Genomic DNA, 26,885 nt, shown 5'->3' on the forward strand with positions numbered 1-26,885 from the left:
CAGCGCACCGATCGAAGGGGCGAAGGTCGGCGATGAGCAGGTGGAAAGGGAACGTCGGTGACGGACGCGGCTGACACGGCTGACACGGCGGGCCGCACGGAGACGGCGGGTCCGGCAGGTACGGCAGGTACGGCAGGTACGGCGGCGAAACAGCGACCGCTCGCCGTCATCGACGTCGACGGGGTGGTGGCCGACGTCCGACACCGATTGCGCTTCCTGCGCGCCAGTCCCAGCGACTGGGAGGCGTTCTTCGCGGCGGCGCCCGCCGATCCCCCCCTGGCCGAAGGGGTGGAACTGGCCCGCAAGCTGGCCCGAGACCACGAGGTGGTATGGCTGACCGGCCGGCCGGAGCGTTCCAGAGAGGCGACGCGGCGCTGGCTGACCGAGCAGGATCTGCCGCCGGGTGAGCTGCGGATGCGTCCGGACGCCGACCGTCGGCCGGCTCGGGTGTTCAAACGCGCCGAACTTCGCGAGCTCGGCGCCGGCCGTCGGGTCGCCGTCGTGGTCGACGACGACCCCGCCGTGGTGGACCTGCTGCGCGCCGACGGCTGGCCGGTCCTGCGGGCCGAATGGCTCGCCTACGAGGCGACGCTGGGCAACGCCCAGGAGACCGAGGGCCGCACCTGACCATGAGCCGCGCCTCGGCGATGTCGGGTACGGCCCGCGTCCGGCGGTCGGGCCCGCCGGTCAGCGCGAGGCCGACCGCCGGTACACGCGCGCGGCGAACGGCCCGAACACCACCAACAGACCCAGACACCAGGCGAGGGACTGCAGGAGGACGGAGACGACCGGACCGCCGAGGAACAACGCCCGCACGGCGTCGACGGTCACCGTCACCGGCTGATGCCGGGCGAACGCCTGCAGCCAGCCCGGCATGGTCTCCACCCGGGCGAAGGCCGAGCTGGCGAAGACCAGCGGGAAAATCCAGATGAATCCCGCCGACTGCGCCGCCTCCGCGCTACTCACCGACAGCCCGATGACGGCGGACAGCCAGGAGAAGGCGTACGAGAACAACAGCATCAGYCCGAACCCGGCCAGCGCCGCCGGCACCGTGGTCTCCCCGAACCGGAATCCCACGGCCAGACCTACCAGAAGCATCACCACGACGATGAAGACGTTGCGGGCGAGATCGGCCAGGGTACGGCCGGTGAGCAGCGCCGACCGGCTCATGGGAAGGGAACGGAACCGGTCGATCAGGCCCCGCTGACGGTCCTCCGCCAGCCCCACGCCGGTCAACATCGACCCGAAGATCACCGTCTGTAGGAAGATGCCCGGCATCAGGTAGTCCACGTACTTGACCCCGTCACCCACGTTGATCGCGCCACCGAAGACGTAGGTGAACAGCAGGACGAACATGACCGGCTGGATGGTCGCGAAGATGACGAGCTCGGGTATCCGCCAGGTCTGGATCAGATTGCGCCGGCACATCACCCACGCGTCAGCGACGGCCCACGACAGCCGCCCGCGCCCCGCCGGAGTCAGCTCGATGGTGCTCATATGGTCACCATGTCCTTGTCATCCTTGTCATCCTTGTCATCCCGGTCGTCCTTGTCATCCCGGTCGTCCCGGTCATCCCGGTCATCCCGGTCATCCCGGTCATCCCGGTCATCAGGGTTGCCGGTGTCGCCACGGCCGTCGCCGCCCGCACGTGCGGGCGGCGTCTCGCTGCCGGCCGAAGCGCGCCCGGTCATGGCGAGGAAGACGTCGTCCAGCGACGGCCGGTGCAGGGCGACGTCGGAAATCGGCACCCCCAGCTCGTCGAGACCCCGGACCACATCGGACAGCACGCTCGCGCCCGGTACCGGCACACTGACCCGACGCGTCTCCCCGTCGGCCGTCGCCGCGCCGGATCCGAACCGGGCGAGCACCGCCCGGGCGGCCTGGACATCCTCGGCGGCGTCACCACCGACGACGATGTCCAGCCGGTCGCCACCGACCTGCGACTTCAGCTCGTTCGGGGTACCCCGCGCGATGACCCGGCCGCCGTCGACCACCGAGATCCGGTGGGCCAGCCGGTCGGCCTCCTCCAGGTACTGCGTCGTGAGCAGGACCGTCGTGCCGTCCCGCACCAGATCGGCGATCACCCTCCACATCGCCGAGCGGCTGCGGGGATCCAGYCCGGTGGTCGGCTCGTCGAGGAACAGCACCGCCGGGTTGATGATCAGACTGGCCGCGAGATCGAGCCGCCGCCGCATCCCGCCCGAGTAGGTACGCGCCTGCCGACCGGCCGACTCGGCGAGCTCGAACCGCTCGAGCAGCTCGACCGCGCGGGCCCGCGCGACGCGGCTGCGCAGACGGTAGAGCCGCCCGAACATCTCCAGGTTCTCCAGGCCGGTGAGCCGCTCGTCGACCGCCGCGTACTGGCCGGTCAGACCGATCCGGGCACGCAGCGCGTCCGCCTGCCGGACGACGTCCAGACCGAGGACCCTGGCCTGGCCGCCGTCCGGGCGCAGCAGGGTCGACAGGATGCGTACCGCCGTCGTCTTGCCGGCTCCGTTGGGCCCCAGCACACCGTGCACGGTGCCGGCATCGACCCGCAGGTCCAGGCCCACCAGCGCTCGTTTGCCGCCGTAGCTCTTCTGCAGGCCCTCGGTGAGGACCGTCGGGTTGTCTGTCACGAGGCGGACCGTAYGACGAACCACCGACAGTTCGGRACCGAATAAGGGCGGGGGGCTAGGCCGAGCTCCGCCGGATCCGACGACTGGCCAGCTCGTCGCCGGGATGGGTCGCCGGCGGATGACCAGGCCGCTCGCAGGGCAGTTCGGCCAGCTGGCCACRCATGTCGCGCAGGGCTCGGCCGACGGCGATGGCGAACACGCCCTGTCYACCCCGGACAAGATCGATCACCWGATCGTCCGAGGTGCACTCGTACACGGTGGAGCCGTCGCTGATCAGGGTGAGCTGCGCCAGGTCGTCCACGCCGCGGGTACGCAGATGTTCCACCGCCACCCGGATGTTCTGCAGCGACACACCGGCCTCGAGCAGCTTGCGGACCACGCGCAGCACCAGGACGTCACGAAAGGAGTACAGCCGTTGGCTGCCGGAACCGGACGCGTCGCGGACGCTGGGGACGACCAGAGCGGTCCGAGCCCAGTAGTCGAGCTGGCGGTAGGTGATGCCCGCCGCGGCGCAAGCCGTCGGCCCCCGGTACCCGACGTCGTCCCCCGGCGGTTCGGGAATCTCATCCGGAAAGAGCTGGCCCTGTTCGATCATCGCTGTACGCACTTCGCCGCCATGCCAGCCCCATCCTCTGGACCGTTCCGGATCCGTCCCGACCGCCGACGTCACCCGACGCCGCCATCCCGGACACCCGGCCCGATCGAACCGTTTCCACTGTCGTGCGGCCTGCCACGATCACCTCGACCGCACGACTCCCCGACCACCGACGGCCGGCGAGGCCGCGACGTGGCACCCCTGTGCCCGTGATCCGGGACCGCCCGTCCACCCGTCGGCACGGAACCGGGCAGAGCACATCACGCCGTTGCCACAGCCCGGCAAGGTCAGAGCCGGAGAGAGCCCGTTCCGCCACGTCTACCGCGGGCAGGGGCACGAACTCTACGGTCGGGCTCTCCCGACCGTAGGAGCGACGCGCGGYTCCTTCAATGATCTAAGCCGGCGTGTCTGGAGTCCAGCGGACGCCATTCAACAGATCGGTCAAATCGGAAGCTCGCCCCGATACTGCCCGCACTGTGGATCACAGTGGATCACAGCCGACCTCGGCCACGGCTCGCTGAAAGTCTCAGCGGCCGACCTGCTCCCAGGCGGGCACGCCAAGGGCCGGGAAACCTCAGGAGCCGGGGGTGTTGAAATCCTCCGGGGAGATCGTGTCAAGGAACTCCCGGAACTTCTCCAGCTCGCTCTCCTGTTCTTGTTCCTGTTCCTCGGGAACGGTGATCCCGGCCTCGGCCAGGACCGCCTCGACCCCGTAGACCGGCGCTCCCATCCGCATCGCCAACGCGATCGCGTCGGACGGCCGGGCGGAGACCTCCACCCCGTTGCCGAACACGAGCGTGGCGAAGAAGACGCCGTCCTGAAGGTCGGTGATGGTCACCCGGGTCAGGTCCGTCTGCAGCGCACGCAACACGTCCCGCATCAGGTCATGGGTCATAGGTCGAGCCGTCGTGATGCCCTCCTGGGCGAAGGCGATCGCCGTCGCCTCGACAGCACCGATCCAGATAGGCAGATACCGCTCACCGCCCACCTCCTTGAGCAGGACGATCGGCTGCTTCGACGGAAGCTCGACTCGCACGCCGACGATGTCCAGCCGATGCACCGATCTACCTCCTCGCAGGTGGGGCGGGGCGGGATGTTGTGACCGGAGCCAGAAAACCCCACAGGGGAGACAGTATCCCCGCTTCCGTCCGGCGTCAGCGCGCCCACCGGTTCGGCTGTCCGGCAAGGCACTCCGAGCGCAGCCCCGACAGCCTCCTCACCTTGGTCTCAACTCGATCGTCCCGCCGCCAGCCGGGAGCGCAACAGGGCCGCGTGCAAGCGGACCAGCAACGCCGCCAGCTCATCGGCGGTCTCGGCGTGCCGTCCCGAACCCTCACCACCGCGCTGGCCCCGCAACGGGGCGACGGCGGCCTCGATGAGACCAGCCTCACGGTCGGCCACCGTACGGGCGGCCCGCAGATGCCGGGGCTGCACGCCGTGGCCGGCCAGCAGCGCCACGGTCCGCGCGACGAGCAGGGCGTCGGAATCGTAGTACCCGCCGCCGGCGATCGGACCCACCAGGCCGTGCTGTTCCARCTCGGTCAGGGCCTCGTCGCCGAGCCCCGCGGCGGCGAGAAGCTCCCGGCGCGACATTCTGACCCTTTCCGCCCCGAGGAACGCGTCCAGGCCGGTAGGGGCCGGATGCGGGGGCAGCGCGCGGGSTCCAGGCCGATGCACCGGGGTCTCACCGCGGTCGAGCGACGCCAGCTCCTCCTTGATCACGCGCAGCGGAAGAAAGCGCTCCCGCTGCGCGTGCAGGACGTAACGGAGCCGGGCGACGTCGTCGACCGAGTACTTGCGGTAGTTCGCGCTGGTACGGGCGGGTTCGACGAGTCCCTCCGCCTCGAGATAGCRGATCTTCGACAGGGTGATGTCGGCGAAGTCCGCCCGCAGACGGTCGAGAACCTGGCCGATGTTGAGCACCTTCGCGTTCTGTCCGGCCTGGTCCGAGCGCGTTGCGCCCGAACGCGGGGCCGACGATGCCGCGGCGAGGCCGCCGCTCACCGTGGGTCCTTCCTCGTCACCGTGCCGCTGACCCCCCGTAGCTCGCGCCAGTCAGGAACACCAGTCGGAACTTGCCGATCTGCACCTCGTCGCCGCTGGTGAGCTCAGCCGAGTCGATCCGCTCGCGGTTGAGGTAGGTACCGTTCAGGCTCCCGACGTCGCGAACCGAGAAGCCCTTGGTGTACGGCGAGCGATGGAACTCCGCATGCCGACGGGAGACGGTCACATCGTCRAGGAAGATATCGCTCTCGGGATGGCGGCCGACGGTCGTCATGTCGGCGTCCAGCAGAAAACGACTCCCCGCATTCGGCCCCCTCTTGACGACGAGCAACGCCGAGCCGGGAGGTAGCGCGTCAACGGCGGCCACGGCGTCCCGCTCGGTCGACTCGTCGACGTGATCGCCCTCGATGCCGGACAGCGCGGCCGCCAGGTTCAGCGTTGACGTCTGCTCCGCGGGTCTCTCCGGCGCCACGGGCTCACCCGGACGTACCAGAGGAGACCCGCACCGCGCGCAATACAGCGCGTCGGACGGGTTCTGCTGTCCGCACCTCGTGCAGAACACAGTCGCGTCCGCTTCCTGCCGGGATCCCGCACGGGCGGGGTACCCCAGCCGCTTCGGCCGCCACCGGACGGGCGGCGGGAACGTCTCTGCCAACACTGCGATGGTGGTAGCCAGACGTCCGCAGCCCACCCCCATCACCAGGATGATCACATGGCGACGGTCGGGCCGTCCACGATCGTGCCCCGGTGCACTCCGAGGCTAGTGCATCGCGGGCACGGTCGTGAAAAGAGTGCGACCCGTGTTGTTCGGCGTGGCGTGGCCCACCACCCACCAGAAGCACAAACCAGATACTCTCAGTTTTCCTTCACGTGCTCCGCGTACTCTTCGGCGGTCAGTAGGCCGGTGACGTCGGCGACATCCGCGACCGTGAGCTCGACGAGCCAGCCTTCCCCATAGGGATCAGAGTTGATCAGTTCCGGCGCACCGGCAAGTGCCTCGTTGCGCGCCGTCACCTCTCCGGCGATCGGCGCGTAGATCTCGGACACGCTCTTGGTCGACTCGACCTCTCCGAAGGACTCACCGGCCTGGACCGCGGAGCCGAGGTCGGGCAGAGAGACAAAGACGATGTCGCCCAGCGCCTCCTGCGCGTAGGACGTGATGCCGACCCGTGCCGTGCTCCCGTCGAGCCGGATCCATTCGTGCTCACGGGTGTACTTCAGGTCGTCCGGGTACACCGGAGATCGCCTCCCCTYGCTCTGACCACTGCGCGGACCGCTCTGCGCCGCCCGGCCCGACGCCATACCGTGCCGCGCCGCGCCGTGAACTCCACCAGGAACCACGTTCCTCGGCTGGCCCGGGGACAGGGGGTCTCCTATCCGGCCGGACGGGCGTAGCGAGGACTCGGAGCGGGTCGCAGCGCACGGATCTCGATGTGCTCGGAGGTCCGAACGGTCGCCTGCGCCCCGTCCCGTGCCGCTACCGTATCGAGCACCCCGCCGGGGATCCGCATCGCCTGGTCCAGCGTGTGGGCGTCGCCCACCACCCGCAGCACGTACGGCGGCGCGATCGACGTGCCGTCGACCACCAACCCCCGCCCGGGCTCGTCGGCCACGTAGGTCGAGACGACCGCTCGGACCCCGGCGATCTCGATCGCCTCGGCGCCCGCGTCCCGTAGCTCCTGCAGGGCGTCGACGAGGATCGAGGCGTCGACCGCGCGGTGAGGGTCCTGGATCGTCAGCTCGAGCCCCGATCCGGTGACCGGCACCATGCCGGTGAGGATCGCCAGCCGGTCGGCCTCGCGACGCACCTCGTCCGGCCCGGCCGCCGGGGCCGGCACCGACGTCGGCACGGGCGGCATCATCGGTTCCGCCTCCCGGCGGAGCTGCTGCTCCCGGGCTGCCAGGGACCGGTCGACGGCGCCGATCGCACCGAGGGTCGCGGCGAGCTCGTCCGGCCGCGCGGTGGCGAGTCCGAAGGACGGCTGCGCGGACCGGGTCGCGGCGACCGCGGCGAAACCGAGACCGGCGAGCAGGACCAGACTCAGGGCACGCCGCGTCCGGGCACGACCCGGCCGGACGTGCCCCGGAACCGGGCTCGGTGTCGGCTCCGACGCGACAGGGACCACGACGGGCGACGTGGGCGGGTCCGACGGCGCATCGGAGACCGGCGCATCGGAGACCGGCGCATCGGAGACCGGCGCATCGGAGACCGGCACCGGATCGGGCTTCGGATCGGATGCGGACTTCCGTCCGGGCCCGGATTCCGAAGGGTCGCCTGTCGAGGTCACCGCCATCGTCAGACCTTGATCAGATGTTGGCGCAACGCGGTCGCGGTGGTGAAGATGCGGATGCCCAGCACCACGACCACCGCGGTGGACAACGCGCCGCCGAACCCGATCAGGTCGCCGAGCAGCACCATCAGGACGGCGATCGCGACGTCGAAGACGAACGAGACGATGAACACCCGGTCGTCGAACACCCTCTCCGCGACGGCCCGCGCGCCGCCGAGAGCAGCGTCCACCGCGGCCACCACGGCGACTGGGAGGTAGGGATCCATCCAGTCGGGGACGGTCGGGCCCAGCACCAGGCCGGCCGTCACGCCCAGGGCAAGGGCTACCACGGCGATCATGATTCGCTCCGTCGAGCATGCCGCAGCACCTGGGGATCGGCCGCGGGCAGGGTCAGGTTTCTGACGGTGACGACCGACAGGGAGGTCACCGGTGAGTCGGGACGATGCCGCAGCCGGTCGATCACGGCGGACTCCTCGAGACGCCGCACGAGATCGTCCGGATCACCCACCGCTTCGACGGTGTACGGCGCGATCATCGGTACGAATCCGACGAGAATGAGATCACCGGCCGCCCGGATAGCGCTGAGAGCCGTCAGGCGGACGCCGTTGACCGCGACAGCCTCGGCACCCGAGATCCACAGCACGTTGACGAGATCGGCAAGATCTCGATCTTGAATCCGGGTCCAGTCGGACGCCGGTGCGGGGTGGGGACCGGCGAGCCCGGTCAACGGGCGCAGCGGGGTGGGTGCCGTTGACGCACGAGGTGCCGACGGTGCCGACGGTGCCGACGGCCCGGGGGCGGTCCGGTCCGCGAGCTCGATCCGGGCACCCGGTCCACGCACGGGGGACCAGCCTGCCGCCGGCCCGAGATCCGACAGCGCCGCCGTGGCCCAGGCCAGCTCACGCTCGGCCCGGGCGCGCTGTTCCCGCGCCGTCTTCACCCGCAGGCGCAGCTCGCCGACCCGGGTCGCGGCCGCAGTGGTCACGGCGGATCGCTCATGTATCTTCGCGCGCAGGGCCGCGACGAGCTCCGCACGTTCCCCGGCCGTCGTCGCGGCACGCCGGGCCCCGGTCGCGATCACCAGGCCGAGCAGGCCGAGGACGAGGGCCAAGGCGAGGGGACGCTGCCAAGGGCGACGGGGCCGCCCGGAGACTCCGCAGGGATCCGAAGGGCCGGCGGCCCCGGGGCATACCGGCCCTCGGCGTGGCCATCCGGTCCGTTCTCGCACATTCGGCATTCTGACCGACCGGACACCGAGCGCCGCCGACCAAGGCCTCGCCGCGCGTGCCGCGGCTACCGCGCCTCGACCACCTCGACCCAGCGCCGCAGCAGCACGTGGGCCTCCTCGATGTCGGCGCCCTCCGACCACAGGTGGGTGACCGCCTCGCTCGGGTCAGGCAACACCAGGATCCAGGAGCCGTCCGGACCGACGATCCGAACCCCGTCCGTGGTGTCGATGACATACCCCGTATCCGGGTCGACCGACTCCACCACGCGACGCATGACGGTGCCCTTGACCGCCCACGGGGTGGGCACTGAACGGCGCAGGATCGCCACCGAAGGTATCCGGGCGTCGATGGTGCTGAGTGTCAGCCGGGTCCGTGCCACCAGGGCCAGCAGTTTCACGAACGCCGCGATCCCGTCGATCGCGGGGGCGAACTCGGGGACGATGAAGCCGCCCCGCCCGTCGGCGGCGAAGACGATGCCGTCGTCACGGGCGACCCCGGTCAGCGCCGCCGCCGACAGGRAGGTCCGGCGTACCGTCAGCCCGTGGAAGCGGGTGACCTGGTCGGCTACCCGGGTGATGGTCACCGGGAGGGCTACCTCCGCGCCGGGATTCTCCGCCGCGACGAGGTCGAGGAACACCAGCAGGGCCCGGTCATCGTCGATAAGGTCCCCCCGCTCGTCAACGATCGTGACGCGCTCGCCGACATGATCGAACCGCACGCCGAAGGCCGCCCCGGAGCTGGCGACGAGGGCGCCCAGGCGGTCGGTGGCCCGCRGATCCTCCAGGGCGCTGCGGGGCGGGATGGTCTCGTCAACGCGTCCGTTGACGGTGAGCACGTCAACGCCGAGCCGGCCGAGCAGTGTCGGCAGCACCAGGGACGCCGAGCCACCCGAGGAATCAACGACGATCTTGAGATCCGCCTCGRCGACGCCGGCGGTATCGACCCGGTCGAGCAGATCCTGGATGTAGAGATCCATGGTACGGGCCGGGAAACGCAGGTCACCGATCTCACCGGGAAAGGCCCGGCGGAACTCCTGGCGGGAGAAGACCCGGTCTAGCTTGCGCTGTGCCACCGGGGAGAGGTCGTCGCCGTCGGCATCCAGGAAGATGATGTCGATGCGTTCCGGGTCTCCGGGGGTGGTGCGCAGCATGATCCCCCCGGCGGCGTTGGACGAGCGGACGTCGAAGCGGGTGACCGGCATCGGTGCCACCTCGAGATCACGGACGTTGATGGCGCCGGCGGTCAACGCGCTGATGACGGCCCGCTTGAGGGCCCGGGCGGCGCGGGAACCGTCCCGCGCGGTGGTGACGGTGGCCCCCTTCTTCAGGGTCGTGGCGTAGGCGCCGGCGAGGCGCACCACCAGCTCCGGGGTGATCTCCGCGTTCACCAGGCCGGACACCCCGCGCGGCCCGAACAGGGTCCGCTGGCCGCGGGACTCCCAGATGACGGAGGTGTTGACGACCGCGCCGGCCTCGATCGTCTTGAACGGATACACCTTCACGTCATGGGAGACGAACGCCTCCTCGCGGACGACGCACTCGTCTCCGACGACGGCGCCCTCCTCGATCCTGGCCGCCCGCAGCACGTCGGTGCTCTTGCCGATGACGCAGCCGCGCAGGTTCGTCTGCGGGCCGATGAGCGCGTTGTCCTGGACGATCGCCCGGTGCAGGAACGCGCCGCTCTTCACCAGCACGTTGCTGCCCAGCACGGAAAACTCCCGCAGCTCGGCGCCGGCCTCCACCTTGCTGTAGTCACCGACCACGAGCGGCCCCTTGAGGATCGCCTCCGGATGGACCTCGGCGTCCTCACCGATCCACACCCCGGGGGACACCTCGAAACCGCCGATCTCCACGTCGACCTGGCGGTTGAGCACGTCGGCCTGGGCCCGTTGGAAGCTCGCGATGGTGCCGACGTCCTCCCAGTACCCGGACGCCACGTAGCCGTACACCGGGGCACCCGCCTCGACCAGCCGGGGGAAGRTGTCGCCGGACCAGTCCACCGCCTCGCCGGGCGGCACCTGGGCAAGCACCTCGGGCTCCATCACGTAGATGCCGGTGTTGACGGTGTCGGAGAACACCTGCCCCCAGGTCGGCTTCTCCAGGAAGCGCTGGATCCGTCCGTCCTCGCCGGTGATGACGATGCCGAACTCGAGCGGATCGGGGACGGATTTCAGCGCGACGGTGACGAGCGCGCCCTGACGCCGGTGGAAGGCAACCAGGTCGGTGAGGTCGATGTCGGTCAGCGCGTCCCCGCTGATGACCAGGAACGCCTCGTCCCGCAGGGCGTCCTCGGCGTTCTTCACGCTGCCGGCGGTGCCCAGCGGGGTCGTCTCGGTGGCGTACGACAGGTGCATCCCGAGCTCGTCACCGGAACCGAAGTATGTCCGGATCATCGAGGCCAGAAACTGGACGGTCACCACCGTCTCGTCGAAGCCGTGCCGTTTGAGTAGGCGCAGCACATGCTCCATGATCGGCCGGTTGACGACGGGGAGCAGTGGTTTGGGCAGGTTCGCGGTCAACGGACGCAGCCGGGTGCCCTCGCCACCGGCCATGACGACGGCTCTCACCGGTCACCTCCCACTTGCGCTGGTCCGGGCGTCCGCCCGGAAGCGCCGGACGAGCTGGCCGGCCTGGACGAAGTACAGAAGACCAGACCACCAGTACAGGGCAGTACCCCAGATCGCGAACGCCCATCCGACCGGGCGTGCCGCGGTGGCCAGCCAGGAATCCCCGGCGGACAGCAGCAGGAGAGGGAAGGCGTACAACAGGTTGAACGTCGCAGCCTTGCCCAGGTAGTGCACGGGCAGCGTGACGCCGACCCCGATCCTGCGCAGCAACGGCGGCAGCGCCAGCAGCGCCACGTCGCGGGCAAGGAGCAGAACCGCGAACCAGACCGGCACGATCCCGCGGAGGGTCAGAGCGACGATGGTGGCGAGGATGTAGAACCGGTCGGCGAGGGGATCCAGCAGGACGCCGAGGCGACTCGTCTGGTTCAGCACCCGCGCGAGCTTGCCGTCCAGGTAGTCGCTGATTCCGGCGAACGCGAGAACGCCGAGCGCCGCACCGTCCGCCTTCGGACCCAGCACCAGCCAGAGGAAGACCGGCACGCCGAGCAGCCGCAGGGCGGACAGCGCGTTCGGAACCGTCCAGATCCGGTCCGAGGCGGTGGGCATGGTCATGCGGCCGTCTCTCCTCCACCGGTTGGGCGGCGCGACGCGCCGCGAAGGCGGTGAACGGYAGCCCACCGCACCCGGCGCTCCCGCAGGTCCCCACCCGACGGGTTCGGCGCCAGTGGGGACGTCCGGGCCCGGTGGGGGCCGCAACGCCCCGCCGACGGGCCGGACATCGCTGACGCTAGCGGATCGTGGGACACGGGGAGCGGAGAGGGATCCGCCGGCGGGGTACCCCGGCGTTCGGACCGGGTCGGATGGGACCGGGCTCAGAGGATGCGGCCGACCTTGTAGGTGGAGCTGTAGATGGGCCGCAGCGACACGACACCGCCGGTCTGCGGGRCAGCCCACATATACCCATTCCCGGCATAGATGCCGACATGGTAGATATTCCCAGGAGTACCGTAAAAGATCAAGTCGCCGGGCTGCTTGCCGGACTGGGGCACCTTCATCGAGACCCGGTACTGGTCCTCGGCCACGCGCGGCAGCGAGCGGCCGAGTTGTTTGAAGACGTACTGGACGAGTCCGGRGCAGTCGAACGAGTACGGACCCTCCGCGCCCCAGACATACGGCTTACCCTTGTTCAACGACGCGAGGTAGACGGCCTTCTCCCCGATCGAGCTACCCGGGATGACCTTTGGGATCGCCTGGTCGATGACGGAACCCGACCCTCCCGAACCCGACCCTCCCGAACCCGACCCTCCCGAACCCGACCGTCCCGGACCCGTCGGACTCGCGATCGTCACCGTGGCGGCACCGGCCACGGAGGGACGCAGGGCGTTCGATCCGTCGAAGACCGCGGTGATCGTCGTCGTGGAGAGCAGGCGCGCGGTGATCTGCGCGGCGCCGTTCGCGTCGGTCCGCAACCTCGTGGAGGTCTGCCACTGGGGACCGTTCACCACGACGATACGGACGTCCTGGTTCGCGAGCGGGGTGCCGCTGTCCGATTCCAACGCCCGCACCGTGAGCACCACCGGGGTGTTGGGCGCGACCGAGGTCTTGTCCGCGGCGATCGAGACGCTGGTGAAGACGGGGTCGTGGTCCGCGATGGCGGTGGCCAACGGGGCGAGCCTGCGGGCCGAGGCCGCATCGCCGCCGGTGGCGTGGTGTCCCGGGACGAGCGCGGCTTCCTGGGTGAGGGAGTTCGACTCCAGTGACGAGGTTCCGTCGGCGCCCCCGGGGACGGTGGCCGCGAAGGCGGCGGTCGAGGCCGCGATCGTCCCGGTGGTGAACGCGGCGATGGTGACCGCGCGTCGCGGAGGAGGAGTGGTACGGCGGCGAGCCGCGCCGGAGCCTGAGGAGCCGTGGGGCGCCGGCGGGCGCTGACGATTCCGGACGAACTGGTCCCAGTCCTCCGGAAGCCAGGCCATACCACGACGGGGCAAGACGTGTCCTTCCCGTGCGCCTACGAGGGAGCTGTCGGGTTCGGGCTGGCCAGCCCGGCGGCCGACGACCCGGTCAGTGCCGTCACCGCCAGAACGCGGCCGGATCCGCCGGCCACACCCGGAACCACGGCTCCCCGCACCTGCCCCGACATACTCGGAGGGGCCGCCGAACCGGGGGCAGGACCAGGCACATCGGTCCGACGGGTATCTCTATCAAAATAGGTATATCTGTATGACATGTAGCAGACACTTCATAATCCGGACACCTATGGATCGGTAGAACAGAAGTGCCGTTGATGACCATAGTGGACATACCCGGGCGGCTCGCAATCACCCCCACCCCAACGCTTGAACACGGCACCAGAAGACCGTCGCTACTCGGCAAGAAGTACGGATGCCGTCACGCCGGGTGTCCGTCGGCGGCTTGATCACGCCACCTCGCGTCAGGTCGTCACGACGCCCCGAGCATCGACGTGTCGTAGATCTCGCCGGCTGTCTCGTCGGCGATCCGGCAGCGGAACGGGCCGGGTCGTCAGGGTGCGGGCGGCGGGTTCACGCTCGGGACGGAACCGACCTGCGCCGGCGGCTGCCCGGGCGACGGCTGCCCGGGCGATGGGTGCGCGGGCACGGGCCCCCGCGACGGATCCGGCGGAAGCACGCTCGCCGCAGACCGGGCCGGCACGACGGGCGCGGCTCCTGCCGAGGATTCGGCGTGCGCGTACACCACCAGGTTGTTGAGATAGTGCCTGGCCTTCCGGTCGAAGGCGCCCCCGCAGGTGATCAGGCGCAGTTCAGGGCGGATTACCGGTCCGTAGACCCGGTTCGTCGGGAACCTCGACTTCACCACGTTCTCCGCGCGATCGACGACGAACGTCGTGGACACGCCGGTCGGCGAAGCGACCTCGATACGGTCGCCGGGCACGAGCTCGTGCAGCCGGTAGAAGACCGCCGGGCCGGTGGTGGAATCGTAATGGCCGACGAGCACGGCAGGGCCGATGCCACCAGGCGCCGGACCGCGGTCATACCAGCCGACATCTCCCCATGCCTTGGGCACCCCGAGCGTGCCATCCGGGTTCAGACCCAGATGAATGATCGGAGCGTCCACCCTGATCCGGGGGATGCGCAGCCGGGACGGATTGTTGACGACCACCACTGGCTGCTCGGGGACGGCGGGAGGTAGCCCGAACCGGCCGGTCGTCGGCACGGGGGTGGGCGGCGGCGGGACGTCGGCGATGTCGGCCGTCGCGTCCGCCCCGGGAGCGCCATGGACGGCATCGAACGCCGGTTCCGCCAGCCGGAAACCGCTGCCGAGGACGAGGACCGCCCCGACGAGGAGAAGCCACCGCCAGAGCGGGATGCGCCGACCCGCGACGGGTGTCCGGACGGAGAAGGCCGTCGGTGCGCCGTTCGCGGGCCGCTGGTTACCGCCGCCCGTCCCACCTTTCACAGCTCCTCCCGCCATCCCGCCCGTCGATCGTCCACGTACGCGTGCGGATCGCTCCCGAGGTGGATCGTCCGGCGCCCCGCCCGCGGCTCCGAACCGTCACGTGCCAGGGTCACGAAACCACCGACGGTGACTCTACCAATCAGTGAAGATACTTTCCGTGAGCGGCATGCTTGTGAGCGAGGTGTACCGGTCTCAACGATTCCGAGATCACCGAAAACTGGACGAACTAGACCGAAAAAGCAACCCGATCGCCGCCACAAGGAGGTCGATCCGGCCGCACCACGCCCGGGCGGTTAACCCGCATCCCCACACTCAGTCGCTATGGTATCACTCGCAGTAACGAATAGATCACCGTACGTGAGAGAGGGGACCAGATGAAGAAAGGTATGGGTCGAAGCGCCGCCGTTCTCGCGATATCAAGCGCGGCGAGCGTCACCCTAACCTTCGGGCCCGGCCTGGCCGCTGCCCACGCCCTCGACGACAAGGACAACCACCGGTGCGACGACAAGAAGGACGGGTGGGGCCTCTTTGGCGACAAGGACAATCTGGACGGCAAGGACCGCGACCGCGATGACAAGATCGACGGCGACAAGCGGATCCGGGCCGATCGGATCGACGACGGCAGGGACGGCCTGGACGGCAAGAACGGCAAGGACGGTCTGGACGGCAAGGACGGTCTGGACGGCAAGAACGGCAAGGACGGCAAGGACGGCAAGGACGACTGGTTCAACTGGGACGACAAGAAGCGCGACTGCGCCATTGCCGGCGTYGGTGCCGGCGTCGGTGCCGGCGTCGGGCCGGGGGGCGGGCCGGGGGGCGGTGTCGCCGCAGGTGGCGGCGGGATGGCCGACCCCGGGTCCTCGCCCCTGCTCCCGCTGGCCGGTGCGGCAGTGGGCGCCCTGCTGATCGGCGCCGGGGTTACCCGACGGCGCGCCCAGGGTGCGAGCTGACCCTGCTGTTCGGCGGCCCTGCGGCGTGCGGACACCCTCGTGGGTGACGGCCTCGGCCTGGTCCCACGCGGGGCCCACGCACGAGGGTCGGGGGTCGCGTCGTCAACGACGCGACCCCCGGTCACCGTAGTGGTCGCCGGTACGGTAATGTGGCTGCTGTACGGGACGTGGCGCAGCTTGGTAGCGCACCAGACTGGGGGTCTGGGGGTCGCAGGTTCAAATCCTGTCGTCCCGACAGAGGTGGTAAAACCCGTTGCTCAGGCAGGTGAGCCTGCTCAACGGGTTTTTTCGTCGTAAGCCGCCGTCACGCCGGTCCGGCCGGACCGGAAAGCCCACCCGGCTGACGGCCGGAACCCGGTCCAACCGTCAGCCGCCGCCCCTGCGGTCGCCGCGTTCACGCACCCGCACCGAGATCGAGATGGGCGAACCGGCGAAGCCGAAGTCCTCCCGGAGCCGGCGTTCCAGGAATCGACGGTAGGACGACTCCAGAAAACCCGTCGTGAACACCACGAACCGCGGCGGGCGCACTCCGGCCTGGGTCGCGAACAGGACCTTCGGAACCCGCCCTCCACGTGCTGGCGGCGGGGTCGCGGCGACGACCTCACCCAACCAGGTGTTCAGCCGGCCGGTCGGGATCCGGGTACCCCAGGACTCCAGCGCGGTGCGCAGCGCGGGGGCGAGCCGGTCGGTCGCACGCCCGGTACGGGCCGAGACGTTCACCCGCGGCGCCCACGCGACCCGGCCGAGGTCACGGACGATCTCCCGTTCCAGGGTGAGCCGGCGGTCGGTGTCCACCAGGTCCCACTTGTTGAAGGCGAGGACGAGGGCCCGTCCCGCGTCGACGACCATCGAGATGACCCGCTGGTCCTGCTCGGTCACCGGCTCGTCCGCGGCGAGCAGGACGATGGCGACCTCGGCGGCTTCCAGGGCCGAGGCGGTGCGCAGCGACGAGTAGTACTCGGCGCCGGAGGCCTCCCGGACGCGACGGCGCAGCCCGGCGGTGTCGATGAACATCCACTCCTCGCCGCCGACCGTCACCAGCTCGTCGACCGGGTCCCGGGTGGTGCCGGCGACGTCGTGCACCAACGACCGCCGGCTGCCGGCGAGCTTGTTCAGCAGACTCGACTTGCCGACGTTGGGCCGGCCGATCAGGGCGACCCGCCGTGGGCCGTCGGACTCKGTGAGGATCTCGCGCGGCGCCTCGGGCAACGCGGCGAGCACGGCGTCGAGCAGGTCTCCACTGCCCCGGCCGTGCAGGGCCGAGACCGGGTGCGGCTCGCCGAGCCCGAGGCTCCACAGCGCCGCCGCATCAGCCTCGAATCGTACGTCGTCGACCTTGTTCGCCACCAGGATCACCGGCAGCCCGCAGCGGTGCAGCACCCGGGCGACCGCCTCGTCGGCGTCGGTGGCACCGGTGACGACGTCCACGATGAACAGCACCGCATCGGCGGTGTCGAGCGCCGCGCGGGCCTGCTCGGAGACCTGGGCGGCCAGCCCCGTCGCGTCGGGTTCCCAGCCGCCGGTGTCGACGAGGGTGAACCGCCGCCCGCTCCAGACCGCGTCGTAGGCGACGCGGTCACGGGTCACCCCGGGGACGTCCTCGACGACCGCGGCCCGCCGGCCGAGGATGCGGTTGACCAACGTCGACTTGCCCACGTTGGGTCGCCCCACGACGGCCACCACCGGTTGACCGATCCCGGGGCCCGCGAACTCGCCGTCGAGCTCGCCCGCGAACCCATCGGGGCCGCCGACGTCATCGCCGAGGCCACCGTCGGCAAACCGGTCGAACCCGGCCGCGCCGAGGTCCGTTGATAGGTCTTGTCCGCTCATCACTGTCACTGCCAACTGTCATCGTGGGACGGGGATCGCCTGTGATTCCCGGGCTCGGCGCCGGACACGCGAGCGTGGTCGGATCGCCGGGGGCTCTCACCCGCCCGTCCGGAGCGAGCAGCGATCTTGCTCAGATTACCCGGCGCCGGCCCGGTCAGCTCCGCCGGTCCCGCCCGCCTCGCCGCAGGCCTTTCCGGCCCGGACGGTCGCCAGATGGTCGAGCAGGCGCACCCGGATGTCCTCCGCGACGGCGGCCAGCGCCTTGCGCGAGCGTGGGTTCGCCGGGACCTCCACCGCGAACGGCGCACCGAAGACCACCCGGATCGGCACCGACCGGCGCGGCCAGCGCGCCCCCCGGGGCAGGGCGGCACCGGTGTTGATGCAGGCCACCGGTAGGACGCGGCAGCGGCCGTGCACCGCGAGGTAGGCGATGCCGTGCTGGACCGCCGCCATCTCCCCGCTGCCCCGGGTGCCCTCGGGGAACAGCCCGATCGCCCCGCCACGGGAGAGCTCGTCCAGCGCGGTGTGCAGGGCCTCCCGGTCGGCCCGATCACGATCGATCGGAATCTGACCGCTGAACAGCAGCGCCCGGCCGAGCACCCCCCGGTACATCTCGACCTTGCTCAGGCAGCRCACGGTCCGTGGGGACTCGATCACCACCAACGGGCCATCCAGCCAACTGCTGTGGTTCCCAGCGAAGATCAACGGCTCGTCGAAGGGGACGTTCTCAAGCCCCTCCAGGCTGATCTGCATGACCACCCGGTTGAGGAACCAGCGGACCCCGGGCTTGAGGACGCGGTGCGGGAGGTCGTTGTAGATCGGTGACGCGGCACCCCGGTGGACCGGTCCACGCGCCACCCGGGCGGCCCGCCGGGCCGCCTCCGCGGCACGTTCGCCGGCACCGTCGTCCGGCCGAGYGGCCTCAACGCGGGGCGCCTCAACGCGGGGGTTCGACGTGGTCATCTCGTCCGGTTCGGCAGCTGCTCGCAACGCCGAAGCACCTCGTCGACGACTTCGGACACCGACAGGGCCGTCGAGTCCAGAACCACCGCGTCGGGCGGGATGGCCAGCGGGTCCGCCGCCCGGTTGCTGTCGAGCGCGTCGCGCCGGTCGAGTTCGGCGAGGGTCCGGGCGACGTCGTCGACGCCCTTCTCCCCGAGCTGGCGGGAGCGACGCAGCGCACGGACCTCGGTCGAGGCGGTGAGGAAGACTTTGATCTGGGCGCCCGGCGCCACGACCGAGCCGATGTCGCGACCCTCCACGACGATGCCGCCGGCCGGCAACGCGGCGGCGATCACCTGACGCTGTTGGGTGACGAGCAACGCCCGCACCGCCGGCACCGCCGCGATCRCACTGACCGCGTTGGTCACCGCGCGGGTGCGGATCTGGGCGTCCACCCCGACACCGTCGATGGCGATCGAGGGCTCGTCCGGGTCCGTACCGACCGAGATCACCGCCCGCTCGGCCAGCTCCGCGACCGCCGCCGAGTCCTCGATGTCAATCCGCTGTTCCAGCGCGAGCTGGGTGACCGCGCGGTACATCGCCCCAGTGTCGAGGTACCGCAGGCCGAGGCGGCGGGCGATCTCGCGGGCCACGGTGCTCTTCCCCGACCCTCCGGGACCGTCGACCGCCACGATCAGACCCTCGGCCCCGCCTTCGTGGACCGCGGGACCATCTCCCTCGGACCCGAGCGGCGCAGACGTTCCCTCCCGGCTGTCGGTGACCGTGCTTCCCGCCGACAGCGCAGACCCGTGGTCGGGCTTCACCCGATTCCTCCGTCCCGGTCACATAAAGAGTCGTCGGATCGCGCCCCCGCGGATGCCGACATGTGCAACCCGGATCAGGCTACTCGGTACGGCATCAGGATCGCCGGTATGCCGTCCAGCCGTTGAGCGTCAACCGGYCGACGAGCTCGTCCGCRGCCGTCGGATCCACCGCGAGCTCGACGATGCCGGCGGGTGCGTCAAGGCTGTGCTCGAAGGGCCCGACATCCTCAATGTTGATCTGCCACTGGCTGATGAAGCCGACGAGCGCGGCGAGCTGGCCGGGTCGGTCGTCGAGCACGACCCCCACCCAGCCCCAGGACTGCGCCGGGGCGCCGGGCTTGCGCGGAAGCAGCGCACGGCCGGCCTGGCCGCCCCGCATGAGCCGGGAGACCGCGGCGGTGACCTCGTCACCGGAACCGGTGTCGAGGACGTCGGCGAGCGCGGTGAGCTGGGCGCCGAGGGAACGCACCCGCTCGGCGATCGGGCCGCGGTTACCCTCGATGATCCCCGACCACAGCTCGGCGTCGCTGTCGGCGAGCCGGGTGGTGTCGCGGAACCCCTGCCCGACGAAGGGCACGTCCCGTTCCGGCAGCCCGACGAGCGCCCCCGCGAGCGCGCTCGCGACGATCTGGGGCACGTGGGAGACCGACGCCATCGCCGYGTCGTGACGCTGCGGGGTGGTCCGCACCGGCGTGGCCCCGCAGGCGAACGCCAGCGCCACCGTGGCGTGCACCGCGGCCGACCCGGTGTGCGGGACGGGACAGACCGCCCAGACCCGCTCGGCGAACAGGTCCGCCCGGGCGGAGACGGCCCCGTGCCGTTCCCGGCCGGCGATGGGGTGGGCCGGGCACCACGTCGTGAGGTCGCAGCCGAGCTGGACTCCCTCGACCAACGGTCGGACCTTGACGCTGCCGGCGTCGCTGATCGTGTCCGCGAGGCCGGAGCGGGCCAGGGCGCGTACCTGGACCGCGACACTCGGCAGTGGGGTGGCGACGACCGCATGATCGACCCGCTCCCCCGCCCACGGCCGCCCGGCCCCCATCTTCTCGGCAAGCGCGACCTGTGCCTCGTCCACGTCGCGGAGCAGGACCTCGACGCCCCTTGCCGACAGCGCGAGACCGATGCTGGTCCCGATCAGGCCCGTGCCGACGACCCCGACCCGGCGCAGGCGCGGAAGGCGTGCGGCATCCCATTCCAACCCGACCATGGCCTTGATCCTAAAGCCTCGGGCCTAGAGACCGACGCCGTGATACAGGGCGCCGATCTCGTGACGGGTGAGGTGACGGGCCCGCCCGGCGCGCAGGGTTCCCAGCGACACCGCCCCGAACCGGGTGCGCACCAGTCGATGCACCGGGTGGCCGACGGCGTCCATCATCCGGCGGACGACGTGCTTGCGCCCTTCGTGCACGACGACCTCGACCATCACCCGTCCGTTCGCGTTGTCGACGATGCGCGCCGAGTCCGCGCGCACCGGGCCGTCGTCGAGTTCGACCTCCGCGCGCAGCTGGCGCAGGACGTCACGGCGCAGCGGACCGGACACCTCGACGAGGTAGGTCTTGGGGACGGCGAACGAGGGATGGGTGAGCCGGTGCGCGAGCTCTCCGTCGTTGGTGACGAGCAGCAGCCCCTCGCTGTCGGCGTCGAGCCGGCCGACGTGGAACAGCCCGCCGCCGAACTCCGTGAGCAGATCCGCGATCGTCGGCCGACCCCGGTCGTCCGRCATCGCCGAGAGCACCCCGCGCGGCTTGTTCAACGCCAAGTGGACCAGGCCCGTCCGGGTGACGATCCGCTCACCGTCGACCTCGATGAGGGCGGTTTCGGGATCGACCCGGCGGCCCTGCTCGCGCACCACGGTGCCATCCACCCGGACCCGACCGGCAGCGATCAACTCCTCGCCGTGCCGGCGGGAGCCCACCCCGGCGGCGGCCAGCACCTTCTGCAGCCGGATGCCCTGGTCCTGGGGCCCGTCCGGGCGGTCACCGCTACTCATGACGGGAACCTGGTACTCATGACAGCAGCCCGATACTCATGACGGGAACCTGGTACTCATGACGTAACAATGTCATCAATCTCATCGATACCGGGCAGCAGGGGGGCAAGCGGCGGCAGTTCGTCGAGCCCGCGCAGCCCCATCCGTTCGAGAAAGTAGTCGGTGGTGCCGTAGAGGATCGCGCCGGTCTCCGGATCGTGCCCCACCTCCTCGACCAGGCCGCGGGCGGTGAGGGTGCGGATGACGCCGTCGGCGGAGACACCCCGCACCGCCGAGATCCGCCCCCGGCTCACCGGCTGCTGGTAGGCGACGACGGCCAGGGTCTCCAGCGCGGCCTGCGACAGCCGGGCCGACTGGCCGGCGAGCACGAAGCGCTCGACCCAGGGGGCGCACTCGTCCGCGGTGTAGAAGCGCCAGCCGCCACCGGTGTGCCGCAGTCGGAAGCCACGGCCGTCGCGGACATACTGCTCGGCGAGCTGCGCGAGCAGCCGCTCGACCTCCAGCGCCGGGGCGCCGAGGCCGGTCGCGAGCTCCGCGACGCCGACCGGCTTCTCCGCGACCATGAGGACCGCCTCGAGCAACGCGCCCAGCGGCGGCCGGGCCTCCCCGGCAGCCCCGGCCTCCCTGGTCACGACGCCACCTCCCGCGACTCCTCCTGCGCGTCCCCACCGTACCGATCAGATCCGAACAGCCCGTGGCCGATCGGCGGGGCGTCCGCCTCGACCGCCGGATCCAGGGCGATCCAGCGCACCGTCAGCTCGCCGAGCGGGACCTGCTGGTCGAAGGAGATCCGGCCCTCGCGGAAGAGCTCCAGCAGCGCCAGGAACCGGGCCACCACCTCGATGGTCTGCCGACAGCCGACGCACAGCATCCCGAAGGTCGCGGTGCCCACCTCGCGCAGCATCGCGATGACGGCGAGCATGTGCTCCCGCACGCTGATCCGGGGCAGGTGCACGTGATCGGTCGCAACCAGCGGCGGCAGCGGCGGCTCACGCAGCCGGGCCGCGAGCGCCGCGAGCTCCGTCGGGCCGATGCCGATCTGGACCTCCGGCAGCGCGGCGGCGTAACGGGGCTCCAGGGGTACCGCCCGGGGGGTGTGGCGCGCCTCCAGGGCCATGAGGCCGGCGAAGAGCGCCGCAGCCTCCTTGTACGCCTTGTACTGCAGCAGCCGGGCGAAAAGCAGGTCGCGGGCCTCCAGCAGGGCCAGGTCCGCCGACTCGTCCTCGGACAGGGCGCCCGGCAGCAGCCGGGCCGCCTTCAGGTCGAGCAGGGTCGCCGCGATCACCAGGAACTCGGTGGCCTGGCCGAGGTCGAACCGGTCCCCCAGCCGCCGGATGTGCGCGACGAACTCGTCGGTGACTYGGGAGAGCGCGACCTCGGTCACGTCGAGGCGATGCTTGGCGATGAGCGAGAGCAGCAGATCGAAGGGGCCGGTGAAGTTGTCGAGTTCGACGACGAAGGTCTCCGTGCGCCCACCACGACCCGTCGGCACGCCGGTGCGCGGGGCGGCCTTCCCGTCGGTCTGGTCAGCCGGAGCGGCCTGGTCAGCCGGGGCGGCGCGAGACCGGGTCATGGCGCCACGCTACGCCCCGGCGGCGTCGACGTGATCATCATCACCCCAGGTTGAGGCCTATCAGCGAGGCGAGTCCCCGCAGCAACGGGCCGATGAGCTGGCCGACGACCGAGGGGAATCCGACGAACAGCACCGGCAGCAGCAACAACGCCAGCAGGATGCCCAACCCGATGTTGCGCTCGGCCAACTGGTACCGGGCGTTGCGCCAGCCAGCCGTGGTCGGACCGAGCAGGAACAGCAACCGCCCGGCGTCTGTCGGGGGGACCGGGACGAGGCTGATGATGAACATCGACCCGAACGTGACGGCCATCCACAACGCGAGCTCGGCACCGAAGCTGTTCGGCACCGTCACCTCGGTGACGCGGTCACCGAGTCGCACCAGCCCCGGCTCGCCGAGCGGCTGGAACACCGCCAGGGAGGCCAGGGCGAGCAGGAGATACGTCAGCGGCCCGGCCAGGACGGCAGCGGCCACGTGGAACCGGCGGCGCCGCCACACGTCGTTCATGGGCACCGACTCGGCCCAGCCGTAGCCGACGACGAAGACGGCGACTGCGCTGAACGGGCTGAGCCGGTCCTTCAGGCCCGTCATCATCCGCCCCGAGCGCATCGGGGTCGGGTCACGGACCAGCCGGGCCACGAGCACCTGGGCGGCGTCGTGGGCGAAGATCCCGATGAGGAAGGCGAGGAGGATCCCGAGAAGCGCCGCGGGTTCGGCAAGGTGGAACAGCACGTCGCTACCTTTTCGCCCCGATCGCCTCGTTGTCCCGGTTCAGCCGACGGCTGGCGGCGTGTCGTGCCGGACCATCAGTTCCCGGGCGAGTCGCCGGTAGCCGGCAGCCCCCACCGACGTCGGGGCGTAGGTGGTGATCGGCTCGCCGGCCACCGTGGTCTCCGGGAACCGAACCGTCCTGTTGATCACAGTGTGGAACACCTCGTCCGGGAACCGTTCGACGACCCGGGCCAGCACCTCCCGGGCGTGCAGGGTGCGGGCGTCGTACATGGTGGCCAGAATGCCGGCGAGCTCCAGGCGCGAGTTGAGCCGCTCGCGCACCTTGTCAATGGTCTGCAACAGCAGCGCCACTCCCCGCAGCGCGAAGTACTCGCATTCCAGCGGGACGATGACGGCGTCCGCCGCCGTCAGCGCGTTCACGGTCAGTAGGCCGAGCGAGGGCTGGCAGTCGACGAGGATGACGTCGTACTCGTCGAGGATCGGCGCCAGCGCGCGGGCGAGGCTGTGCTCGCGGCCGACCTCGGTGACCAGCAGCACCTCCGCGGCGGACAGGTCGATGTTGCTCGGCAGCAGGTCGAGCCCATCGACCTGGGTCTCGACGATCACCTCGCGGACGTCGGCGTCCCCGCCCAGCAGGAGGTCGTGCACTGTCAGGTCGAACTGCATCGGGTTGACGCCGAGCCCGACCGACAGCGCACCCTGAGGATCGAAGTCGACGAGGAGTACCCGCCGGCCGTACTCCGCGAGAGCGGCACCCAGGTTGATCGTACTGGTGGTCTTGCCGACCCCGCCCTTCTGGTTGCACATCGCGACGATCCAGGCGGGACCGTGCGACGTCAGCGGGGGCGGGACGGGAAACGACGGCAGCGGCCGTCCGGTGGGTCCGGGCTCGCCCACCCCCGCATCGACACTCTCACCGCCGGCCTCGAGCCGCCCGTCCTCGGACAGGCGGGGATCACCGACCGTCACCTCCCCATAGAAGCGGCGGGTCGGTGAGGCGACGGACGACGTGTCGGTGAAACGGACCACTGAGGGATTGCTCCTTCTACAAAGAGCAGAAACGGACCGGTAGGAGCGTACCGACACCGACCCGTTCTCGGTGGCGCCGGGTGGCCGTAAAGCGGCGTGTCGCGCCATGAGCGGCGTGACCACGTTGGACGGACCCCACCTGTGTTGGACGGACCCCACCAACGGAGGTAGGAAATCAGACACCGGGGGGTGACCGCTCCGGTTCGACGAGGGATTCATCTCTCCGATCAGTGCTCGAGGAGACTCGAGGAGAAGGGATCCGGGATGGGCGCGCAGACGGTGGAAGCGGTGGTGGCCCGGGAGAAGGGCGCCGCGGTCTCGCTGGAGCAGATCGTTGTTCCAGATCCGGGTCCAGGCGAGGCACGGGTACGGGTGCGCGCCTGCGGCGTATGCCATACCGACCTGCACTACCGCGAGGGCGCGATCAACGACGACTATCCGTTCCTGTTGGGGCACGAGGCGGCCGGCACCGTCGAATCGGTGGGCGAGGGCGTGGTGGGTCTGGCCCCGGGTGACTACGTGGTGCTGGCCTGGCGGGCCCCCTGCGGAACCTGCCGGGCCTGTCGGCGCGGCATGGCCTGGTACTGCTTCGACTCCCGCAACGCGCGAAATCCGATGACCCTGGCGGACGGGACGCCGCTGGCGCCGGCGCTGGGCATCGGCGCGTTCACGCCGCTGACCCTGGTCGCCGCGGGCCAGTGCGTGCCGGTGGACCCCGCGGCCCGGCCAGAGGCGGCCGGGCTGATCGGCTGCGGGGTGATGGCCGGTTTCGGTGCCGCCGTGAACACCGGCAGGGTCACCCGGGGTGAGACGGTGGCGGTGATCGGCTGCGGCGGGGTCGGCGGCGCGGCGATCGCCGGCGCCTCGATCGCGGGAGCGCGGAAGATCATCGCGGTCGATGTCGACGACCGGAAGCTCACCTGGGCCCGACGCTTCGGTGCCACCGATGTCGTGAATGCCACGGCAGACGATCCGGTGGCGGCCATCCGGGCGCTCACCGACGGCTTCGGCGCCGATGTGGTCATCGATGCGGTGGGCCGCCCGGAGACCTACCGCCAGGCCTTCGACGCCCGCGACCTGGCGGGGCGGCTGGTCCTGGTGGGTGTACCCGACCCGACGATGACCGTGGAGCTGCCGCTCGCCGAGGTCTTCGGCCGCGGCGGTCACCTGTCGTCGTCCTGGTACGGCGACAGCCTGCCGAGCCGCGACTTCCCGATCCTCATCGACCTCTATCGCCGGGGCCGACTCGACCTCGACGCCTTCGTCACCGAGACCATCGGGATCGGCGACGTCGAGGAGGCGTTCACCCGGATGCAGCGCGGCGACGTGTTGCGCAGCGTCGTCATCCTCTGAGTCGTCGTTCACCGGGCCGCCATCTACTGAACCATCGTTCACCAAGCCTTTGCTCACTGGCGAGCTTCGTTGGCGGCGGGTCCACCCGGAGCCGGGAACCGCCGGATACGGTCGACCCCACCGGGTGCACCGCCGTCCGACGGCACCCGCGACACGCGCAGCGGGCAGCGGGCAGACCGATCGGGTCGAGGAGGGGACGCAATGATCGTCAATACMGGGCTTCGGGTGGATCGGGTGATCACACGCGGCGACTTCACGCTCGACGGTCAGTCGTTCACGGTCGACAACAACGTCTGGCTCGTGGGAAACGACGACGAGGTACTGGTCATCGACGCCGCGCACGACCCGTCGGTGATCGCGGCGGCCATCGGCACCCGCGTGGTCACATCGATCATTGCTACACACGGTCACAACGACCACATCAATGCGGCGACGGAGCTCGCGGACCTGGTCCGGGCGCCCATCGCGCTGCACCCCGCCGACGTGGTGCTGTGGAAGGCGATCTATCCGCACCGGGCGCCCGACCACGCGCTCGCGGACGGACAGCTCATCAGCCTGCCCGAAGGTGGAGCGCTGCGCGTCCTGCACACCCCGGGCCACTCTCCCGGCGKGATCTGCCTGTTCGGGGAGATCAACGGCGACCCGGTCCTGTTCAGCGGCGACACGCTCTTCCGCGGGGGTCCCGGGGCGACCGGGCGATCCTACTCCGATTTCCCGACCATCCTGGCCTCGATCCGTACCAGACTGCTCACCCTGCCCGCGCACACCGTCGTGCACACCGGTCACGGCGACGACACGACCATCGGCGAGGAGGGTATCGACTACGACGACTGGGTGAGCCGCGGCCACTGAGCGGCCACTGAGCGGCCACCGAGCGGGCGCAACCGGCGCGGGCACGACCGAGCCGGTCAGCGGCCGCTGACCGG

27 protein-coding genes and 1 tRNA gene are annotated in these 26,885 nt (G+C 70.6%); 5 read left to right on the forward strand and 23 right to left on the reverse strand.

Going from position 1 to position 26,885, the window contains the following annotated elements; genetic code table 11:
• Positions 1–168 precede the first annotated feature (168 nt).
• Positions 169–627 (forward strand): hypothetical protein, encoded by a 459-nt coding sequence (locus tag Manayef4_RS21065; RefSeq protein WP_035730648.1) that lies wholly within the window; start codon positions 169–171, stop codon positions 625–627.
• Positions 628–687: 60 nt separating this feature from the next.
• Here the strand turns inward: Manayef4_RS21065 and Manayef4_RS21070 are convergent, their stop codons facing one another.
• The 14 genes from Manayef4_RS21070 to Manayef4_RS21135 form a co-directional block, all read right to left on the reverse strand.
• Positions 688–1,497: an ABC transporter permease gene (locus Manayef4_RS21070; RefSeq protein WP_011435913.1), complete on the reverse strand. Its 810-nt coding sequence runs from the start codon at positions 1,495–1,497 to the stop codon at positions 688–690.
• Positions 1,494–2,618, reverse strand: coding sequence for a daunorubicin resistance protein DrrA family ABC transporter ATP-binding protein (locus Manayef4_RS21075; RefSeq protein ID WP_035941297.1), 1,125 nt, complete (start codon positions 2,616–2,618; stop codon positions 1,494–1,496). Before Manayef4_RS21075 ends, Manayef4_RS21070 begins: the two co-directional genes overlap by 4 nt.
• 55 nt (positions 2,619–2,673) lie before the next feature.
• Positions 2,674–3,213, reverse strand: a complete 540-nt coding sequence (locus Manayef4_RS21080) for a MerR family transcriptional regulator (RefSeq protein WP_139140174.1) — start codon at positions 3,211–3,213, stop codon at positions 2,674–2,676.
• 574 nt (positions 3,214–3,787) lie between these two features.
• The gene (locus tag Manayef4_RS21085) at positions 3,788–4,273 is read right to left on the reverse strand and encodes a bifunctional nuclease family protein (RefSeq protein ID WP_009739504.1); all 486 of its coding nucleotides are present in this window, start codon (positions 4,271–4,273) and stop codon (positions 3,788–3,790) included.
• Between the two features lie 167 nt (positions 4,274–4,440).
• Positions 4,441–5,217 (reverse strand): MerR family transcriptional regulator, encoded by a 777-nt coding sequence (locus Manayef4_RS21090; protein WP_070133059.1) that lies wholly within the window; start codon positions 5,215–5,217, stop codon positions 4,441–4,443.
• 16 nt (positions 5,218–5,233) lie between these two features.
• Positions 5,234–5,779, reverse strand: coding sequence for an FHA domain-containing protein (locus Manayef4_RS21095; protein WP_009739506.1), 546 nt, complete (start codon positions 5,777–5,779; stop codon positions 5,234–5,236).
• A gap of 293 nt (positions 5,780–6,072) precedes the next feature.
• Positions 6,073–6,453 (reverse strand): glycine cleavage system protein GcvH, encoded by a 381-nt coding sequence (gcvH, locus tag Manayef4_RS21100; protein WP_035908712.1) that lies wholly within the window; start codon positions 6,451–6,453, stop codon positions 6,073–6,075.
• A gap of 137 nt (positions 6,454–6,590) precedes the next feature.
• Positions 6,591–7,511, reverse strand: coding sequence for a DUF881 domain-containing protein (locus Manayef4_RS21105; RefSeq protein WP_083282616.1), 921 nt, complete (start codon positions 7,509–7,511; stop codon positions 6,591–6,593).
• A gap of 2 nt (positions 7,512–7,513) precedes the next feature.
• A complete protein-coding gene (locus Manayef4_RS21110) occupies positions 7,514–7,846 on the reverse strand; it encodes a small basic family protein (RefSeq protein ID WP_011435907.1) in 333 nt (110 codons plus the stop codon).
• A complete protein-coding gene (locus Manayef4_RS21115; protein WP_235186883.1) occupies positions 7,843–8,619 on the reverse strand; it encodes a DUF881 domain-containing protein in 777 nt (258 codons plus the stop codon). The genes Manayef4_RS21110 and Manayef4_RS21115 overlap by 4 nt, the downstream gene beginning before the upstream one ends.
• A 182-nt stretch (positions 8,620–8,801) precedes the next feature.
• A complete protein-coding gene (locus tag Manayef4_RS21120) occupies positions 8,802–11,288 on the reverse strand; it encodes a mannose-1-phosphate guanyltransferase (RefSeq protein ID WP_070133061.1) in 2,487 nt (828 codons plus the stop codon).
• A gap of 18 nt (positions 11,289–11,306) precedes the next feature.
• Positions 11,307–11,915 (reverse strand): CDP-alcohol phosphatidyltransferase family protein, encoded by a 609-nt coding sequence (locus Manayef4_RS21125; RefSeq protein WP_011435904.1) that lies wholly within the window; start codon positions 11,913–11,915, stop codon positions 11,307–11,309.
• Between the two features lie 260 nt (positions 11,916–12,175).
• Positions 12,176–13,291, reverse strand: coding sequence for an NlpC/P60 family protein (locus Manayef4_RS21130; protein ID WP_070133062.1), 1,116 nt, complete (start codon positions 13,289–13,291; stop codon positions 12,176–12,178).
• A gap of 532 nt (positions 13,292–13,823) precedes the next feature.
• Positions 13,824–14,738, reverse strand: a complete 915-nt coding sequence (locus Manayef4_RS21135; RefSeq protein WP_070133063.1) for a class F sortase — start codon at positions 14,736–14,738, stop codon at positions 13,824–13,826.
• A 386-nt stretch (positions 14,739–15,124) separates the two neighbouring features.
• Between Manayef4_RS21135 and Manayef4_RS21140 the strand changes: the two genes are divergently transcribed.
• On the forward strand, positions 15,125–15,688 hold the full coding sequence (locus Manayef4_RS21140; protein ID WP_232234942.1) for a hypothetical protein: 564 nt from the start codon (positions 15,125–15,127) through the stop codon (positions 15,686–15,688).
• A gap of 161 nt (positions 15,689–15,849) precedes the next feature.
• Positions 15,850–15,923 (forward strand) — tRNA-Pro (locus tag Manayef4_RS21145).
• Between the two features lie 131 nt (positions 15,924–16,054).
• On the opposite strand, the gene der is transcribed toward Manayef4_RS21145, so the two are convergent.
• The 9 genes from der to Manayef4_RS21190 form a co-directional block, all read right to left on the reverse strand.
• Complete coding sequence (der, locus tag Manayef4_RS21150) at positions 16,055–17,518, reverse strand: ribosome biogenesis GTPase Der (RefSeq protein WP_011435900.1); 1,464 nt, start codon at positions 17,516–17,518, stop codon at positions 16,055–16,057.
• 135 nt (positions 17,519–17,653) lie between these two features.
• Positions 17,654–18,481, reverse strand: coding sequence for a lysophospholipid acyltransferase family protein (locus tag Manayef4_RS21155; RefSeq protein WP_070133065.1), 828 nt, complete (start codon positions 18,479–18,481; stop codon positions 17,654–17,656).
• Positions 18,478–19,284: a (d)CMP kinase gene (cmk, locus tag Manayef4_RS21160; RefSeq protein WP_070133067.1), complete on the reverse strand. Its 807-nt coding sequence runs from the start codon at positions 19,282–19,284 to the stop codon at positions 18,478–18,480. The genes Manayef4_RS21155 and cmk overlap by 4 nt, the downstream gene beginning before the upstream one ends.
• A 94-nt stretch (positions 19,285–19,378) precedes the next feature.
• Positions 19,379–20,491, reverse strand: coding sequence for a prephenate dehydrogenase (locus Manayef4_RS21165; protein ID WP_070133068.1), 1,113 nt, complete (start codon positions 20,489–20,491; stop codon positions 19,379–19,381).
• A gap of 24 nt (positions 20,492–20,515) precedes the next feature.
• Entirely contained in the window at positions 20,516–21,274 is a 759-nt protein-coding gene (locus Manayef4_RS21170) for a pseudouridine synthase (RefSeq protein ID WP_070133070.1), read from the reverse strand.
• A 56-nt stretch (positions 21,275–21,330) separates the two neighbouring features.
• A complete protein-coding gene (scpB, locus tag Manayef4_RS21175) occupies positions 21,331–21,906 on the reverse strand; it encodes an SMC-Scp complex subunit ScpB (protein ID WP_011435895.1) in 576 nt (191 codons plus the stop codon).
• Positions 21,903–22,847, reverse strand: coding sequence for a ScpA family protein (locus Manayef4_RS21180; protein ID WP_070133072.1), 945 nt, complete (start codon positions 22,845–22,847; stop codon positions 21,903–21,905). Before Manayef4_RS21180 ends, scpB begins: the two co-directional genes overlap by 4 nt.
• 40 nt (positions 22,848–22,887) lie before the next feature.
• Complete coding sequence (locus Manayef4_RS21185; protein WP_011435893.1) at positions 22,888–23,577, reverse strand: M50 family metallopeptidase; 690 nt, start codon at positions 23,575–23,577, stop codon at positions 22,888–22,890.
• Between the two features lie 39 nt (positions 23,578–23,616).
• On the reverse strand, positions 23,617–24,606 hold the full coding sequence (locus Manayef4_RS21190) for an AAA family ATPase (protein ID WP_011435892.1): 990 nt from the start codon (positions 24,604–24,606) through the stop codon (positions 23,617–23,619).
• Positions 24,607–24,870: 264 nt separating this feature from the next.
• On the opposite strand from Manayef4_RS21190, the gene Manayef4_RS21195 reads away from it, so the two are divergent.
• Positions 24,871–25,959 (forward strand): S-(hydroxymethyl)mycothiol dehydrogenase, encoded by a 1,089-nt coding sequence (locus Manayef4_RS21195; protein ID WP_011435891.1) that lies wholly within the window; start codon positions 24,871–24,873, stop codon positions 25,957–25,959.
• Between the two features lie 201 nt (positions 25,960–26,160).
• On the forward strand, positions 26,161–26,811 hold the full coding sequence (locus Manayef4_RS21200; protein ID WP_070133074.1) for an MBL fold metallo-hydrolase: 651 nt from the start codon (positions 26,161–26,163) through the stop codon (positions 26,809–26,811).
• Positions 26,812–26,885 lie beyond the last annotated feature (74 nt).

Source organism: Frankia sp. CgMI4, from assembly GCF_001756285.1.
Classification (GTDB): domain Bacteria; phylum Actinomycetota; class Actinomycetes; order Frankiales; family Frankiaceae; genus Frankia; species Frankia casuarinae.